Here is a 13,622-nt window from a genome sequence, read left to right as displayed (position 1 = left end):
ATCGCGCAACCTCATCGCGCCGAATCCCTGACGGCCGAAAGTATCGCGACCCATGGATAGACGCGTTCCCGTCTCAGCAGTTGGCATGACCCACACCCTAAAACCTCAACCGCAATTGAGGTCCAGTCCATTAGCGGTGCCCGGTCTGCGCCATCTCGAACAAGGAACCTCATACGGGACGCCACAGCTCAGATGGCCTGAGCGCGGCGGGGATGTCCCGTATGACCCGTCCGGTGAACATTCCCGCACAGGGCCGCCATCCGGGATACGCTCATTGGCGGCCCGGGGGTCGCCGACCGTTCGCGTGGCGTGAGTGTCGACGTCCAGCCTCGACGACCTGCCTCGGGCCGATGCGCCACCAGGTCAAGTGGCATCGGTTCCATTAAGGCCAGTGCATCGACATGCAGGACAGTCCGCACGCTCATCGGCATGTCGGGGAGCCGGGCAACCCCACTCGCCGTAGCGTTTCGTAGCGAGCTCATCGCGGCAGATGCGGATGCCCCTGGACGTCACCGGCCCGATGCTTTGTCGATGCCGTACCGCGGACCGGGCTCCGCGCGACGACGCTCAAGGAAGGACCACCGTGTCGCTCGTGATGACCGTATGCTTCCCCGACGAGGAACGCCGGGGATCCTTCAGGCCCGGCGCCGAGCTGGGCCCCGATCTCGTCGCGAGCTGGCTGCGGCCGGTGTTTCCCGACTTCACGCTGCCCGACGCGGACGAACCCGAAGTCGACATCAGCCGTGACGCCGAGTGGTTCCATGTTTCGTCCACCCTGTACGCCGGAAGCCACGGAGTGCGAGCGGTGCACACCCGCTTCACCCGCCTTCGAAATCGGTACGAGGGGATCGACGAGTACCGGTCGGAGCTGGCCGATCTGACCCGCCCGCTGCTGGGCCTGGCCCGGGCTGGTGGCGCTCGGCTCCTCGTCGACGACGCGGGTGACGACCTGACAGACGCGGAACCGGCGGATATAGCCGAATTCCTCACCGGGTCCGGGCCGGAATGAGGCTGGTCGCCGCAGGCCGCTGCGATCGACCGCGCTGCGACGGTCGAGGCTGCGATGGACGACGACGCCTATCTTCAGCAGTTTCTGGAAGCTGCAGGGCCGAGGCTGCAGTGGCTGCGTGAGCAGTCGGCGCAGACGGGCGGACCGGCCTCGGAGCAACTCGACTTCACCCGCGACAGCCTCGTCCCGCTGTGGGCTTGGGCGGCGCCGCGGTTTCGCAGACTCCGCGACGGTGACCAGCCGGAACCAGGACCGAAGCCGGTCTGGTTCGGCCGGCTCGGCAGGACCCCCGAGCAGTGGTGGCCCAACGAGTCGCTGGAGCTGATGGACGCGATCCTCTACTACCTCGGCGAGGCCCTCATTCGGGCGGTGCCCGGGGCACACTGGGCGATCTACCGATCCCCCGACGGCAGCCCGACCTACCACAGCGGCCAGGCCGTCATCATCGGCTTCGGCCCTCCCAGGGACCTCGAAATGTACGTGCACACCCTGGTTGCCATGGCGAACGCCGGCTACGCCGATGCTCTGCAGCAGAAGTTCGACCTCATGATGAGCTGGGCCACGGCCAGCCAGTAACGGCGCCAGAGTATTCCGCCACTTACCTTGTGGTCCGGGGCTTCAATTCCCCTCACCCGTTCCGCGGGAACACCTGAGATCGATCTTTAACCTCAGTCGTCTCGGTCGGCAGGCGGTCTTGTGTGGACTCGGCGTGTCGTGGAGACGTGAAGCGGCCACCGCCTGATGATCCTTCGCGTTCCCTGCAAGGACACGAAGAACAGGACAGGTGGTGGCCGTGGCCACGATTCTGGACTACCTGGGCAGCCTCGTGTTGCCCGACACGCCCGGGCCGGGTCCGTCAGCGGTCGGGTTGGTTGAGGATCCAGCAGCGAGCTTGTCGGCGTTTCGTCAGGACTTCTACCGGTGTCTGCCACGTCGGGCGGACGCGTTGTTCGAGCTCACCGATGCGCTGCTGTGTGCTCGGGTGGGCCGGTGACCAGCCTGGTCGACTTGTCGTTGGTCGTCGAGCACCGCCGTGGTCACGGTGCTCTGTATGACGCCCTTGGGTGCCGGCGGTATCGACGTCGCCCGGCTGCGGGTGACTCTCGCAGGGCTGGCGCTGCCCCGCGCCGCCGACGGGCGGATCATGCTCGCCGTTCACGTCAGCAACTGGCTGCGCCGGACGCGTCCACCAGCCCAGACCGGTTGTTCTGCCACACGTACGGGCGCGCGAGGGGTCAGGCGCAGATGATCCCCGGCTGGCCGTACTCGTTCATCGCCGCCTTGGAACCAGGCCGCACGTCGTGGACGCAGGTGCTCGACGCGGTGCGGCTGGGCCCGGCCGACGACGCCACCCCAGTCACCGCCGACCAACTTCGTCAGCTGATCGACCGGCTGATCCGCGCCGGGCACTGGCCCGGCGACCCCGACATCCTGATCCTCTGCGACACCGGCTACAACACCGCCCGGCTGGCCTGGGTACTGTCCGACCTGCCCGTGCTCCTGGTCGGCCGAATCCGCTCGGACCGGGTCCTACGATTTCCCAAGCCGACCAGGCAGCCAGGCGCCATCGGCCGTGCCCGCAAACACGGCGCCGAGTTCGCCTGCAACGACCGTGCGCGCTCATCGGCAGATCAGGATGCCTGCTCGACTCAAAGGCCAGCTACCGAGCGTGACCACTCGCGATCAGTGTGCGCGCACGGACGGCGGCAGAAGCGGATGCCTTCGCCGATTTCAGATCTTGCGTTCGGCTCCTGCGCTGCCACGCCGCCGACAGGCAGGCCTGGGCCTCGGAACCGAGGATCCGGTAGGCCGCCCCGAAGATCGCAGGTCGATGCGATTCCCAGTGGGTCTCCGCCAACGTGCCGGTCAGCTCCACTCCCGAACTCCTGCACGCCCGGATCAGCGCCTTCCACGCTTTGGTATACACATGCGACGCTTCGTGGAAGGGAACCGCCGTGGGTTACGAGACCACGTTCACCGGCCAGGTGGCGATCACTCCTCCGCTGAACCAGCACGAGATCGACTACCTGCTGGCGTTCGCCGAGACCAGGCACGAACCCCGGTCCACCGGCCCCTACGCCCTCGGCTACGGCGACGAGATCGAGGACGCCAGGGATCCGGACCCGAGCAAGCCCGGGTACTGGTGCAAGTGGGCGCCGACCGCCGACGGCACCGCGATCGCCTGGAACGAGCGCGAGAAGTTCTCCGATGCCGAATTCTGGATGGGGTACCTGGTGCACACGTTCCTGAAGCAGGACGCCACCGTCGTGCGCGAGCGGGTCGACCCGGTGCCGGGCCGGGTGTATCCGCCCGCGCTGGACAGGTTCACCTTCGACCACGTCGTCGACGGCGTCATCGAGGCCGAGGGCGAGTGGCCCGACGACCGCTGGCGTATCGAGGTGCGCGCCAACGCCGTCTACGTGGTCCGGCTGCTGACCGAACCGGACCACGCCGAGTACCCCCGCACCCACCGCGACGACTGGACCGACGAGCAGCGGGCCGACTTCGCCGCGCGGACCCGGCACAATTTCGTGTACCTGGTGCGGGACGGGCGGTTGCACGAGGTGGGCCCGGCGGACGGGACGTCGTTCGACCCGATCCCGGCCGACGTGGACTGAGCGCGGGCCCGGGGTGTCCGCGTGGGCAGGGCAGGGTTGCGTCGGTCAACGATGAACAGCTCGCCATGCTGCGGGTTCCGCAAGACCGCCGCCGGTCGCTCGGTGAGGACCGCACTCGGATGATTCCCAGCCGCGCCAGCTGCTGTTGAAGACCGAGCGTCACGGCGCCTCAAGGCCCAGCGCGCACGGTCGGCGGCAGAAGCGTGCGCCGTTATCGCCGATGTGCTGCGAGGTGCTCATGAAGTCGACTCACCGCTACCCACAGGTAGTAGGCAGGAAGTCCTCGCTGTAGCCCGGACCGATAGATCCCGACTCCCGCGCCTGGCAACACTTCACCGAGGTGCCGAGCTTGGACGGCCTGGGCCTTGCGGAACAGCTCCCCGACGGTGAAGGCATTGCCGTCGTCCGCGGCAACTCGAACCCCCGCCTTGGTACCTCCGCCGGGTCCGAGCGGCAACAAGTAAACCCGGGACGCACTCAGCTCTGCCCTGGCGTCGGTGACCCGACCGGCATCGCCCGAGGACCACGTCATCGCCAGGTCCTGCACCGCAGCGAACGGCAGGTCAGGCCGGTGCACCGCCAGCTCGTCGGCCGTCAAGGGCGCCGTTCGCAGATGTGTCGCCTTCTCTATCAACGTGGACACGGTGGTGACGTAGTAGCTGATGCGCTGGCGCTTGATCGCTGCGAGGTCTGCCAGTCCCCATGCCTCGAGGTGTGGCCACCAAGCGTCATACATGACGACATCGCTGTCGCGAAGAAGCACCCGGTTCGGTCTGTCGTCGTGCGGGAACCGGAACACGGCCCCCGGCTCGATGTCGGCTGCCTCCATGAGCGCAGCGTAGCCGCTTTGGATCTGAATCCGTGTCGCCTGCCGGCTCGCGATGCACTGTTCTCGGCAGATCCGGTCGTTCAGCGACCGGTGGGCCGGCGCCATGATCGCGGCAGATCCCTACGACCTACGCCGAGGAGCCCGCAGTGTCGGCAACGACGGGTCCCGGCCGAGTCGATGGTGTCGATCAGCAGTTGTCCGCATCCGACGCTGTTGGATCGCTGAGCTGCAACCGCTCGCGTAGCCGCCGCGCTTCGCGACCGCGGTAAGCCCGCAGGACGCTTTCCAGGGTGTCGCGTACGTCCGGATCCGGATGATCGGCCAGGTATGCCAACTCCTCGGCGCCGCCGCGCCGGCCTTGGCCCAGCTCGCAGAGCACGTCGATGATCTCGTCGGCGGTGCTCGCCGTCCGCAACCGCATCATCAGCTCAAGCTTCGGCTTGGGTGGCTCGTCGTAAGGGAACCGGCGGCGCAACTTGGCCACCTTGTACCCCCCGCGCGGGAGACAGGATGGACACGGGCAGGGCCGCCGGCCGTGGGCTGCCGGCAGGTACCGCCAACCGACTCCCTGCGGAACGTCACGAATCCGTCGTACCTCGGCGCTCGTGATCGCACGGGGCACGAACACCTCGTAGCCGCGCGGATCGTCGAGCTCACGCACCGCAGCGATCGCTCGTGCAGCGGTGGCCTCGCGCGGTGGGGCCCCGTAGCGCCCGACGGTCACCGGCTCGTCGTCGGGCAGCCGCAGGTGCACCCCTACCAGCACGCCCGAGTGCCAGCGCCGCAGCTCACGAACCCACTGGTAGGTGAGAGTGAACGACGGCAGCACCGGCATGCAGAACACGCCCCGTCCGCCGGCCCACCCGTGGCTACGCGCGGCGATTCCCGAGCGCTCGATGCGTCGAGCCGACTGCGCCACGGTGATGTGCACGAACTCCGCCATTGCCAGGATGGTAGCCGGCAGGCGGTTGATGATGGTCACGAGTTCTCGGGCGCCCTACACGATCGGAGCGACGAACAACGCACTCATCTCGGCATGTGCGTATGCCGGCCGAGTCAGCATTTCGTGACGCCGCATAGCGCGGATCGCGGCTACCTGTTGACTGGTGGTACGACCGCAGCCCGGCCAGGCTTGGTCGAGGTGACCGGTGGGGTCGCTCTCATCGCGGCTGCCCACCGCTGTTTGGTGTGGCTCTCATCTGGCGTGCGCCCCGCCGGTCACCGCGGCGGAGAGAGGCTCAAGAGGGGACTGCCCGGCTCAAGGTAGCGCTGCCCTCCCGTCGACGAACACCGTCGGATCGAGGGAGGACAGGATGGCTCAGGTCATCATCGGCGTGGACCCGCACAAGCGTTCCGCCACCATCGAAATCATCAACGCCCGGGAGAAGACGGTCGGGCAGGGCCGGTTCGGCACCGACCGCGACGGCTACCAGGCCATGCTCGCCGCCGGACGCAAGCACAAAGACCGCCTGTGGGCGGTCGAGGGCTGCAACGGCATCGGGCGGCATGTCGCGCAACGCCTGGTCTCCGACGGCGAAACCGTCGTGGACGTTCCCGCGAAGCTGTCCGCCCGGGCCCGCGTGTTCGCCACCGGCCAGGGCCGCAAGACCGACCCGGTCGATGCCCGCAGCGTCGCTGTGGTCGCCCTGCGCACCGAAGGTCTGCGGCAGGTCGTCACCGACGACACCACGGTCGCGTTACGGCTGCTGGTCGACCGCCGTGACCAGCTCGGCCGGGCCCGCACCGAAGTGGTCTCCCGGCTGCACCACCTGCTACTCGAGTTGGTGCCCGGCGGCGCGAAGAAGGACCTGTCCGCCCAGCAGGCCCGCGCCCTGCTGGGCACCGTGCGCCCGCGTGACGTGGTCGGCAAGACCCGCCGCCGGCTGGCCTCCGAGCTGATCGGCGAACTCGTCGTCATCGACAAGAAGATCAAAATCGCAAAGCAGGAACTCACCGACCTGGTCAACAGCACCGGCAGCCGGCTGATGAATTTGACCGGCATCGGACCGTCCGGCGCGGCCCGCCTGCTCGGCGACATCGCAGACATCGCCCGGTTCCCCAGCCGCGCCCACTTCGCCTCCTGGAACGGCACCGCACTGATCGACGCCTCGTCCGGTGACCAGAACCGGCACCGGCTCTCCAGGGCCGGGAACCGGCGCATCAACCGGGCGCTGCACATCATGGCCATCGTCCAGCTGCGCCGTGACACCGAAGGGCGCCGCTACTACCGGCGCAGACTGGCCGAGGGCAAGACCCCGATGGAGGCCCTACGGGCACTGAAGCGGCGCCTGTCCGACATCGTCTATCGGCAGATGGTCGCCGACGCGAAGCTGGTCAGGACGGGTCCGGGAGGACACGCGGGGGCGACTCTGCAATCCAGCGCGGCCGATCTGAACCCCGAGATCGACACTTCGGAAAAGTCACTTCCCGGACCCGCCGAACCCCAGCCTAGAACACCCCTCTTGATCATCACTTGACACAGAGGGGTGCCAGATGCGGACGGCTGTGGGTCGGCCGGTCGGGTGGGAAATCGCCTGACGACCGTGGACGGATGCTGACAACCTGGTTCGATGGATATTCAGCCGTCCGGCGTCGCGGCCGAACGACGGGTCTCGGGTGTTGTTCCCGTAGGGACGCGGCAGGCATTGGAGAACGGCCTCGCGCCGACTGATCTGCAGACGTTGCTGATGGCGGTGGCGCGCGCCCGGGCGCGGAAGGTCACCCCGGCCCGGGTCCTGCAGCGCTGGCGCCAGGACCGCTTCGTGCGCCCGTCGGCATGCGATCCGCGGCTGCTGGCCCAGCTCGAAGCCACGCTATGGCGGTTGCTGCCCCAACGGTTCGCCGGTGTGGAACTGTCACCTGTGGCGCCGCTGGGAACGTGTTCCGCGCTGGCCCCGGTCGACCAGCATCGCGTGGTGAGCACGGTGCGGGGCAGTGAAGCGCTCAGCGACCCGACCAATGCCCTCGCGGTCGAGGCGGCCGTGCGCCGCCGCGAGCAGGGCGTCGGCGGCAGGGTTGACCTCGCCGCGTGCCACCGCGTGCTGCGAGCCCAGCGGTTCGGCCCCGGCAACGCAGCGCACTTCCGGCTGTTCGCCCTGGCCTCCACCGCCCGCGACCGCGGCTCGGGATCCACCGAAGCGCAGCTGCTCATCGAGCACATCGGCTTCTGGCAGCGGGTACTTTCCGAGCTACTGCCCACGACCGCCACCCGGATCACGGTCACCACGTTCGAGCAACCGGTCCTCACCGAACGCCTCCACGACACGATCCACCCGGCGTTGGCCGGCGCGCCGCCTGTTCCGGTTGTCGAGGACCCCAAGCGCCGCCATGGGGCCGGTTACTACACCGGCGCCGCCATCGGGCTGCGGGCCGACGTCGACGGCCGGACCGTCGACCTCGGCGACGGCGGGCTGACCACCTGGACCGCGCAGCTTCTCGGTGACACGAAGGAACGCTGCCTGGTCTCCTGCCTGGCGACCGAACGGCTGACCGCGCTCGCCGAGCGGCACAAGTAGGTTGTACCGCTCGCTCACCGGCCAGATGTGGACACTCAATCTTGCAGGTGGGGCCGGGTGCCAACGGCCGCCGGCAGATGGCTCTGGCCGCCTGACTCTGCCTTGCGGCGTTCAAGCTGACGGTCGGGGCGAGCCCTGCGCGGCATTGAGACACAACGTGATCTCGACGCACATCATGGGCAGCCCCGGTCCGTCGCCTCATCAACCCGATTACACGTTGCTGGGAACCAACCCCGTCACCGCTATGCAGGGACAGACGACGGCCGAGGCACCGACCAAAAGCTTGACACAAAACGACTTACGCTGATGTGCGGACGACTAGTCAGAATCTTCGTGATCGGTCGATCTGGTCCAGGAGCTTGTCCGCGCTGGGCGTGCTTGAGGAGGCGGAGCGCAGTCGCTGCGAAACTGTCGTGTTGTCGGAGCGATGACGACCGGCGTCCCGGAAAGTTCTTCAAAGAAGTCCGGGAGGGGGTGTCGGATCGGGGCGGTGGTGTTCGTAGCAGGGGTGAGGCCGCCCACAAGGGGCGGCGCCAAGGCAAAGGAACCGCGATCATGAAGCTGACGACCATGACCCAGGTCACCCTCGATGGAGTGATGCAGGGAAACGGCGGTGCGTCGGATGAGGACCGCAGGAACGGATTCGAGCGCGGCGGATGGGCCCTGGGGGCGGGTGACGACGAGACCAGGACGTTCATCACGCAGACCTACCAGCGCGCCGAGGCGTTCCTGTTCGGCCGGCGCACCTACGAGTTGTTCGCCGGCTCCTGGGGATCAATCGACCAGATGCGCGCACATCCCATCGGCGTGGCCTTGAACGAGGCCCCCAAGTACGTTGCCTCGACCACGCTCACCGCGCCGCGTTGGGAGGACACGACCGTTCTCCGCGGTGACCTCGCGGCGGCCATCAGTGAGCTGAAGGCCAAGCCCGGGGGTGAGCTGCAGGTGCACGGCAGTGGCGCCCTGACCCGGTGGCTGCTGGAGAACGATCTGGTCGACGAGATGATTCTGATCGTGATCCCGGTGATCCTCGGCCAGGGCGCGAGACTGTTCCCGGAGACCGGTCCGGATCTTGCGCTCGACCTGGTCGAGTCGCGGGTCGACTCGAAGGGCGTGACGATCCAGGTCTACCGGCCGGCCGGGCGCCCGCGGTATGCGACGGCCTGAAGTCCCTGACCACCGAACCACGCTGTCTTGACACCAGAGGAGATGATCTTCAGATGCAGTACCTGGTTTCCGTGATCGATGACAAGAGCAATCCCGGCAGCACGGACAGGCAGCCTGCCATCAGCGCGTTCAACGAACGACTGATCGCCGAGGGCTACTGGGTTTTCGCGGGCGGACTCGCGGACACCGACGCGGCCACCGTCATCGACAACCGGGGCGAGCAGGCGGTGTTCAGCGACGGGCCTTTCGTGGAGTCGAAGGAGTACCTCGCCGGCGTCTGGGTGTGGGAGGTCCCCGATCTGGATGTGGCGCTCAAGCTCGCCGCCGAGGCGTCGAAGGTCTGCGATCGGAAGATCGAGGTGCGGCCGTTCCAGTGAGCGACGTCGAGGAGGCGGTCACCCGGGCCCACCACGACGAGTGGGCCCGGGTGGTCGCCTCGCTGACCCGGCGTTTCGGTGACCTCGACATCGCCGAGGAGGCAGCGGCCGAGGCGTTCACGACCGCCGTGGAGCGGTGGCCGGCCGACGGCGTACCCCCCAACCCCGGCGCCTGGCTGACCACCACCGCCGTTCGCAAGGTCATCGACCGGATCCGGCGCGAGAACAAGCGCGACGACAAGCACAAGGAGGCTCAGATGGTGTACGACAACACCCCACCCGAGCCTCTCGGCGCCATCGACGACGACCGGCTGCGGCTGATCTTCACCTGCTGTCACCCGGCGCTGGCGATGGAAGCCCGCGTGGCGCTGACGCTGCGCATGCTCGGCGGGCTGACCGTGCCCGAGATCGCCCGCGCCTTCCTGGTGCGGGAGACCACCTTGGAGCAGCGGATCACCCGCGCGAAGGCCAAGATCAAGGCGGCTCGGATCCCCTATCGCGTGCCGGCCGCCGAGGATCTCCCGGCACGCGTCTCCGGCGTACTCGCCGTGCTGTATCTCGTCTTCAACGAGGGCTACCTGGCGACCGGCCCCGACACCGATCCCGTACGTCACGACCTGACCGCCGAGGCGATCCGGCTCACCCGCCTGATCCGCGCTCTGCTGCCGGAGGACGGTGAGGTGGCCGGGCTGCTGGCGCTGATGCTGCTCACCGAGGCCCGCCGCACCGCTCGGGTTTCGGCCAGCGGCGAACTGGTCACCCTCGGCGAGCAGGACCGTGGGGCCTGGGACAAGGCGCTGATCGCCGAAGGTCACCGGCTCGTGCGCGAGCGCCTCGCCGCTGCCGGGGTGGCTCCGGGCCGCTACCAGATCCTCGCCGCGATCAACGCCGTGCACACCTCCGCCCGCGACATCCGCGACACCGACTGGTCGCAGGTCGTCGCCCTCTACGACCAACTCGTCCACCTCGACCCCTCCCCGATCGTCGCCCTCAACCGGGCCATCGCGGTCGCCGAGCTCGACGGACCGGAGGTGGCGCTGGCGGCCGTCGACCGTCTTGAGGACAAGCTGGCCGGCTATCACGCCTACCACGCCACCCGCGCCGACCTGCTGCGCCGGCTGGGCCAAAGTCAGCAGTCACGCGCGGCCTACGACAAAGCCATCGAGTTGGCCGGCAACACCGCCCAGACCGCCAACCTGACCCGCCGCCGCGACCAACTGCGGTAGCGCCCACGAATCCCGATCGAAACCCCGCGCGCAGCGGCGGCCGGCCCCGACGCAATCAGATCGGCCCGATACCCGCCTGAGATCGTCAGCTTCTACGGTCGGCACTGCACTGTCATCGGCACGTCCGGACGGCAACCGGGCCGGCTCGGCGTGACGCTGGGTAGCGCGCGGATCGCGGCAGATGCGGATGCCCACTTCACCCCCATGAAACACGGCCTACCTGGTCAGCCAGATCGAATCGCGTACGGCAGTTCGGGCAGTGGACCCGGCCGAAGAGGTACGTGAAGGCAGTCGCCAGCGAGTTCCGGCCCGCCTCGACGGCCTCAGCATGGATGCGAACGGCAAGATCGGAGGTAAGCCACGGCTCGATTGGGGAGTCCTCGGCTACCAGGTCCAGCCACAGTTCGTCCTCACATTCGGGACATTGCACGTCGACTTCTCCGTCGATGACGAGGTCGAGTTCTTTGCCCCAGATCGCGTCGCCGTCGAAGCCGAGCACAGCCTGTTGCAGTAACACGAAGTCTCTGTCGGTGGACGCGCCCGGCAGGCACTCGACCGCGCGCCTACGCAACGTAGCGATCTCTTGGCTGTACGCGACGCGGTCCGCGTCGGTGGCATCCACCGCGATGAAGCCGGCGAGCGCCACCACCCCGTCCCGCCTCTCCGGCGCGAAGCTGGCGCAGGTTCGCGCCAGCCAGGGCAGCAACGCTGCGCTGGCAGGGTCAAACGTTCCCTGGTGACACGACTCGTGCCAGATCAGACTCCAGGCCGGAGAAGCTGGATCGGCCGCCGCGGAATCCAGAAGTTCCGAAGAGAAGATCACCCGCGAAGCTTGGCACACCCCGAAGATTGAAAGCACTTCTCTCTGCAGGCATAACACCCATGGCAGCGGTCAAGCAGCGAGCAGAGGTACAGACGTGACGACCTCAGACACAGTGGCGCGCGACCTGCGGTATGAGCGGACGTCTCGGCGAGCCGCACCGCCGCACGTCGCCGACGCAATCCGGACGTAGATCGTCCGCAACCGCCCGTACCATGGCCGGCATGGCCATCGCTCGCTTCCCCAGCATCGTCATCGACTGTCCCGATCCTGGTGCGCTCGCAAGGTTCTACGGCGCGATGTTGGATTGGAAGGTCGACGTCTCCTCCGACTGGGCTGAGGTCCGCGCGGAGTACGGTCAGTGCATCTCCTTTCAGCAGGTGGATGGGTACACGCCGCCGGTGTGGCCAACCCAGGAGCCGCCCCAGCAGATGCACCTCGATGTGATCGTTGACGACCTCGATGCCGCCGAGGCGGCAGTGCTCGATCTCGGCGCAACCAAACACCCGCACCAGCCCGGTACGTCCTTCCGGGTCTTCCTCGACCCGGAAGGTCACCCTTTCTGCCTCTGCGTGAACTGATCCGGACGGGCGATCCTCAATCACAAGAAGCCCTGGACGGCTCGGGCGTGGTGTTCGCGCTCATCGGCACGACCGGACGCCGGATCGATCCGCTTGCCGTGACGCTGCGTAGCGCACGGTCGGCGGCAGACATCCCATGTTTTTCGATGTCAAGAGGTGGCCTGCAAATGGGCCCAGGCGGTTGCCTCGTTGTAGGGGGTGCCGGTCTTGAGGCAGCCGTGCAGGATGCCGACGAAGCGGTTGCCGAGTTGGCGCAGGGCGGCTTGGTGACCGGTGCCGCGGGCGCGCAGGCTGTCGTAGTAGGTGCGGGCGCCGGGTGAACCTTTCAGCGAGCAGAACGCCCACTGGTGCAGGGCGTCGCTCAGTCTTCGGTTGCGCGCGTAGCGGGCCAGCACGACTGTGCGGGTGCCGGAGGCCCGGGTGATCGGGGACGTGCCGGCGTAGTTCTTGCGGGCTTTCGCGTCGGTGAAGCGGTGCGGGTCGTCGCCGAACTCGGCGAGGATCCGGGCGCCGAGGACCACCCCGAGGCCGGGCTGGCTCAGGTAGTAGTCAGCGTCCCGGTGCCGGCCAAAATGGTCGGCCACCACCTGCCCGAGCTGCTCGACCTCGGCGTTGAGCGCCGCGATCAGCCGGACCTGGGTGGTCACGATGGCCGCATAAGCGGCTTGGACGGCGTCTGGCTGGCGCAGCTGCCCTGCGCGCAGCTGTTGCTGCAGGTTCGCGGCTTTGGCGTCGATGTCGCGGCGGTTCGCCCGGCGCAGCGCCGCAGCGATCTGCGACCGCGACAGCCGGGCGGCGCGGGCAGGGTCCGGTGCCCGGCCGAGTAGTTCCAGCGTGTCCGGCGCGGTCAGGTCGTCGAAGGCGTTCAACGCCGCGGGGAAGAACTCGCGCAGCGCGCTGCGCAGCCGCAGCATCTGCCGCGACCGGTCCCAGATCAGCGTCTGGTGAGTGCGAGCGACGAGTTTCATCGCTTCGGCCTGGTCGCTGTCCCCGGCGACCGGACGGTGATGGGCATGGTCGAGACGCACGATCTCGGCCAGCACGTGCGCGTCGCCGGCGTCGGACTTCGCCCCCGAGGTGGAATGCCGTTCCCGGTAACGAGCCACCGACATCGGGTTGATCGCATACACCTGATAGCCGGCCGCGATCAGCGCCTGCACCCACGGGCCGCGGTCGGTCTCGATACCGATCCGCACCTTCGTTGCGGCCTCGGTTGATTCGAGCTCGGCCCACTCGCTCGGCATGTGCTCGGCGATCAGCGCATGCAACCGGGTAACACCCTCAAGTCCCTCGGGTAGCCGCTTGCGGGCCAGCTTCGACCCTCGATCGTCAACGAGCTCCACGTCGTGATGGTCCTCGGCCCAATCGTCTCCCAGGAACAGCATCTCGCCCTCTTCCTCGACAAACCATGTCGGTCACGGCAGCGTGGAAGAGACCCCAGCGATCTAATGGCCAAGTGCTCACCGCACAGAAGCGGGGC

15 protein-coding genes are annotated in these 13,622 nt (G+C 67.9%); 11 read left to right on the top strand and 4 right to left on the bottom strand.

Features of this window, described 5'->3' with window-relative positions; translation table 11 throughout:
• Nucleotides 1-583 precede the first annotated feature (583 nt).
• The 5 genes from AC1WTP_RS29850 (at nucleotide 584) to AC1WTP_RS29830 (ending at nucleotide 3,627) form a co-directional block, all read left to right on the top strand.
• Nucleotides 584-1,009, top strand: coding sequence for a hypothetical protein (locus AC1WTP_RS29850; RefSeq protein WP_130336310.1), 426 nt, complete (start codon nucleotides 584-586; stop codon nucleotides 1,007-1,009).
• A 54-nt stretch (nucleotides 1,010-1,063) separates the two neighbouring features.
• Nucleotides 1,064-1,585 carry a hypothetical protein gene (locus AC1WTP_RS29845; RefSeq protein WP_481652577.1) on the top strand — a complete coding sequence of 174 codons (522 nt, stop codon included), beginning with the start codon at nucleotides 1,064-1,066 and terminating at the stop codon, nucleotides 1,583-1,585.
• 217 nt (nucleotides 1,586-1,802) lie between these two features.
• Nucleotides 1,803-2,003: a hypothetical protein gene (locus AC1WTP_RS29840; RefSeq protein WP_481652578.1), complete on the top strand. Its 201-nt coding sequence runs from the start codon at nucleotides 1,803-1,805 to the stop codon at nucleotides 2,001-2,003.
• Nucleotides 1,931-3,016, top strand: a complete 1,086-nt coding sequence (locus tag AC1WTP_RS29835) for a transposase (protein ID WP_481652576.1) — start codon at nucleotides 1,931-1,933, stop codon at nucleotides 3,014-3,016. Before AC1WTP_RS29840 ends, AC1WTP_RS29835 begins: the two co-directional genes overlap by 73 nt.
• A complete protein-coding gene (locus AC1WTP_RS29830; RefSeq protein ID WP_481652575.1) occupies nucleotides 2,965-3,627 on the top strand; it encodes a hypothetical protein in 663 nt (220 codons plus the stop codon). The genes AC1WTP_RS29835 and AC1WTP_RS29830 overlap by 52 nt, the downstream gene beginning before the upstream one ends.
• Nucleotides 3,628-3,838: 211 nt before the next feature.
• Here the strand turns inward: AC1WTP_RS29830 and AC1WTP_RS29825 are convergent, their stop codons facing one another.
• Together AC1WTP_RS29825 and AC1WTP_RS29820 are read right to left on the bottom strand one after the other, a co-directional pair.
• Nucleotides 3,839-4,456: a hypothetical protein gene (locus AC1WTP_RS29825; protein ID WP_481652574.1), complete on the bottom strand. Its 618-nt coding sequence runs from the start codon at nucleotides 4,454-4,456 to the stop codon at nucleotides 3,839-3,841.
• A 187-nt stretch (nucleotides 4,457-4,643) separates the two neighbouring features.
• The gene (locus AC1WTP_RS29820) at nucleotides 4,644-5,438 is read right to left on the bottom strand and encodes a HEAT repeat domain-containing protein (protein WP_481652573.1); all 795 of its coding nucleotides are present in this window, start codon (nucleotides 5,436-5,438) and stop codon (nucleotides 4,644-4,646) included.
• Nucleotides 5,439-5,769: 331 nt separating this feature from the next.
• Between AC1WTP_RS29820 and AC1WTP_RS29815 the strand changes: the two genes are divergently transcribed.
• From AC1WTP_RS29815 to AC1WTP_RS29795, 5 genes are all read left to right on the top strand, one after another.
• Entirely contained in the window at nucleotides 5,770-6,933 is a 1,164-nt protein-coding gene (locus tag AC1WTP_RS29815) for an IS110 family RNA-guided transposase (protein ID WP_481652572.1), read from the top strand.
• 93 nt (nucleotides 6,934-7,026) lie between these two features.
• Complete coding sequence (locus AC1WTP_RS29810) at nucleotides 7,027-7,971, top strand: hypothetical protein (RefSeq protein ID WP_481652571.1); 945 nt, start codon at nucleotides 7,027-7,029, stop codon at nucleotides 7,969-7,971.
• Between the two features lie 555 nt (nucleotides 7,972-8,526).
• Nucleotides 8,527-9,138 carry a dihydrofolate reductase family protein gene (locus AC1WTP_RS29805; RefSeq protein ID WP_481652570.1) on the top strand — a complete coding sequence of 204 codons (612 nt, stop codon included), beginning with the start codon at nucleotides 8,527-8,529 and terminating at the stop codon, nucleotides 9,136-9,138.
• A 53-nt stretch (nucleotides 9,139-9,191) separates the two neighbouring features.
• A complete protein-coding gene (locus AC1WTP_RS29800) occupies nucleotides 9,192-9,515 on the top strand; it encodes a YciI family protein (RefSeq protein ID WP_121157025.1) in 324 nt (107 codons plus the stop codon).
• Nucleotides 9,512-10,741 carry an RNA polymerase sigma factor gene (locus AC1WTP_RS29795; protein WP_481652569.1) on the top strand — a complete coding sequence of 410 codons (1,230 nt, stop codon included), beginning with the start codon at nucleotides 9,512-9,514 and terminating at the stop codon, nucleotides 10,739-10,741. The genes AC1WTP_RS29800 and AC1WTP_RS29795 overlap by 4 nt, the downstream gene beginning before the upstream one ends.
• 196 nt (nucleotides 10,742-10,937) lie before the next feature.
• Here the strand turns inward: AC1WTP_RS29795 and AC1WTP_RS29790 are convergent, their stop codons facing one another.
• Nucleotides 10,938-11,564, bottom strand: a complete 627-nt coding sequence (locus AC1WTP_RS29790) for a hypothetical protein (RefSeq protein ID WP_481652568.1) — start codon at nucleotides 11,562-11,564, stop codon at nucleotides 10,938-10,940.
• A gap of 221 nt (nucleotides 11,565-11,785) precedes the next feature.
• Between AC1WTP_RS29790 and AC1WTP_RS29785 the strand changes: the two genes are divergently transcribed.
• Nucleotides 11,786-12,142 (top strand): VOC family protein, encoded by a 357-nt coding sequence (locus tag AC1WTP_RS29785; RefSeq protein WP_481652567.1) that lies wholly within the window; start codon nucleotides 11,786-11,788, stop codon nucleotides 12,140-12,142.
• Nucleotides 12,143-12,291: 149 nt separating this feature from the next.
• On the opposite strand, the gene AC1WTP_RS29780 is transcribed toward AC1WTP_RS29785, so the two are convergent.
• Complete coding sequence (locus AC1WTP_RS29780; RefSeq protein WP_481652566.1) at nucleotides 12,292-13,527, bottom strand: IS110 family RNA-guided transposase; 1,236 nt, start codon at nucleotides 13,525-13,527, stop codon at nucleotides 12,292-12,294.
• Nucleotides 13,528-13,622: the final 95 nt, after the last annotated feature.

The sequence above is a fragment of the Micromonospora sp. R311 genome, from assembly GCF_056780015.1.
Note: the sequence above shows the minus strand (reverse complement) of the source record. Positions and strands in the feature narration are given on the sequence as shown.

Coding starts and splice junctions, on each gene's coding strand:
- AC1WTP_RS29805 (WP_481652570.1), top strand. CDS start 8,527: ATGAAGCTGACGACCATGACCCAGGTCACCCTCGATGGAGTGATGCAG.
- AC1WTP_RS29780 (WP_481652566.1), bottom strand. CDS start 13,527: ATGCTGTTCCTGGGAGACGATTGGGCCGAGGACCATCACGACGTGGAG.
- AC1WTP_RS29815 (WP_481652572.1), top strand. CDS start 5,770: ATGGCTCAGGTCATCATCGGCGTGGACCCGCACAAGCGTTCCGCCACC.
- AC1WTP_RS29800 (WP_121157025.1), top strand. CDS start 9,192: ATGCAGTACCTGGTTTCCGTGATCGATGACAAGAGCAATCCCGGCAGC.
- AC1WTP_RS29785 (WP_481652567.1), top strand. CDS start 11,786: ATGGCCATCGCTCGCTTCCCCAGCATCGTCATCGACTGTCCCGATCCT.
- AC1WTP_RS29825 (WP_481652574.1), bottom strand. CDS start 4,456: ATGGAGGCAGCCGACATCGAGCCGGGGGCCGTGTTCCGGTTCCCGCAC.
- AC1WTP_RS29810 (WP_481652571.1), top strand. CDS start 7,027: ATGGATATTCAGCCGTCCGGCGTCGCGGCCGAACGACGGGTCTCGGGT.
- AC1WTP_RS29845 (WP_481652577.1), top strand. CDS start 1,064: ATGGACGACGACGCCTATCTTCAGCAGTTTCTGGAAGCTGCAGGGCCG.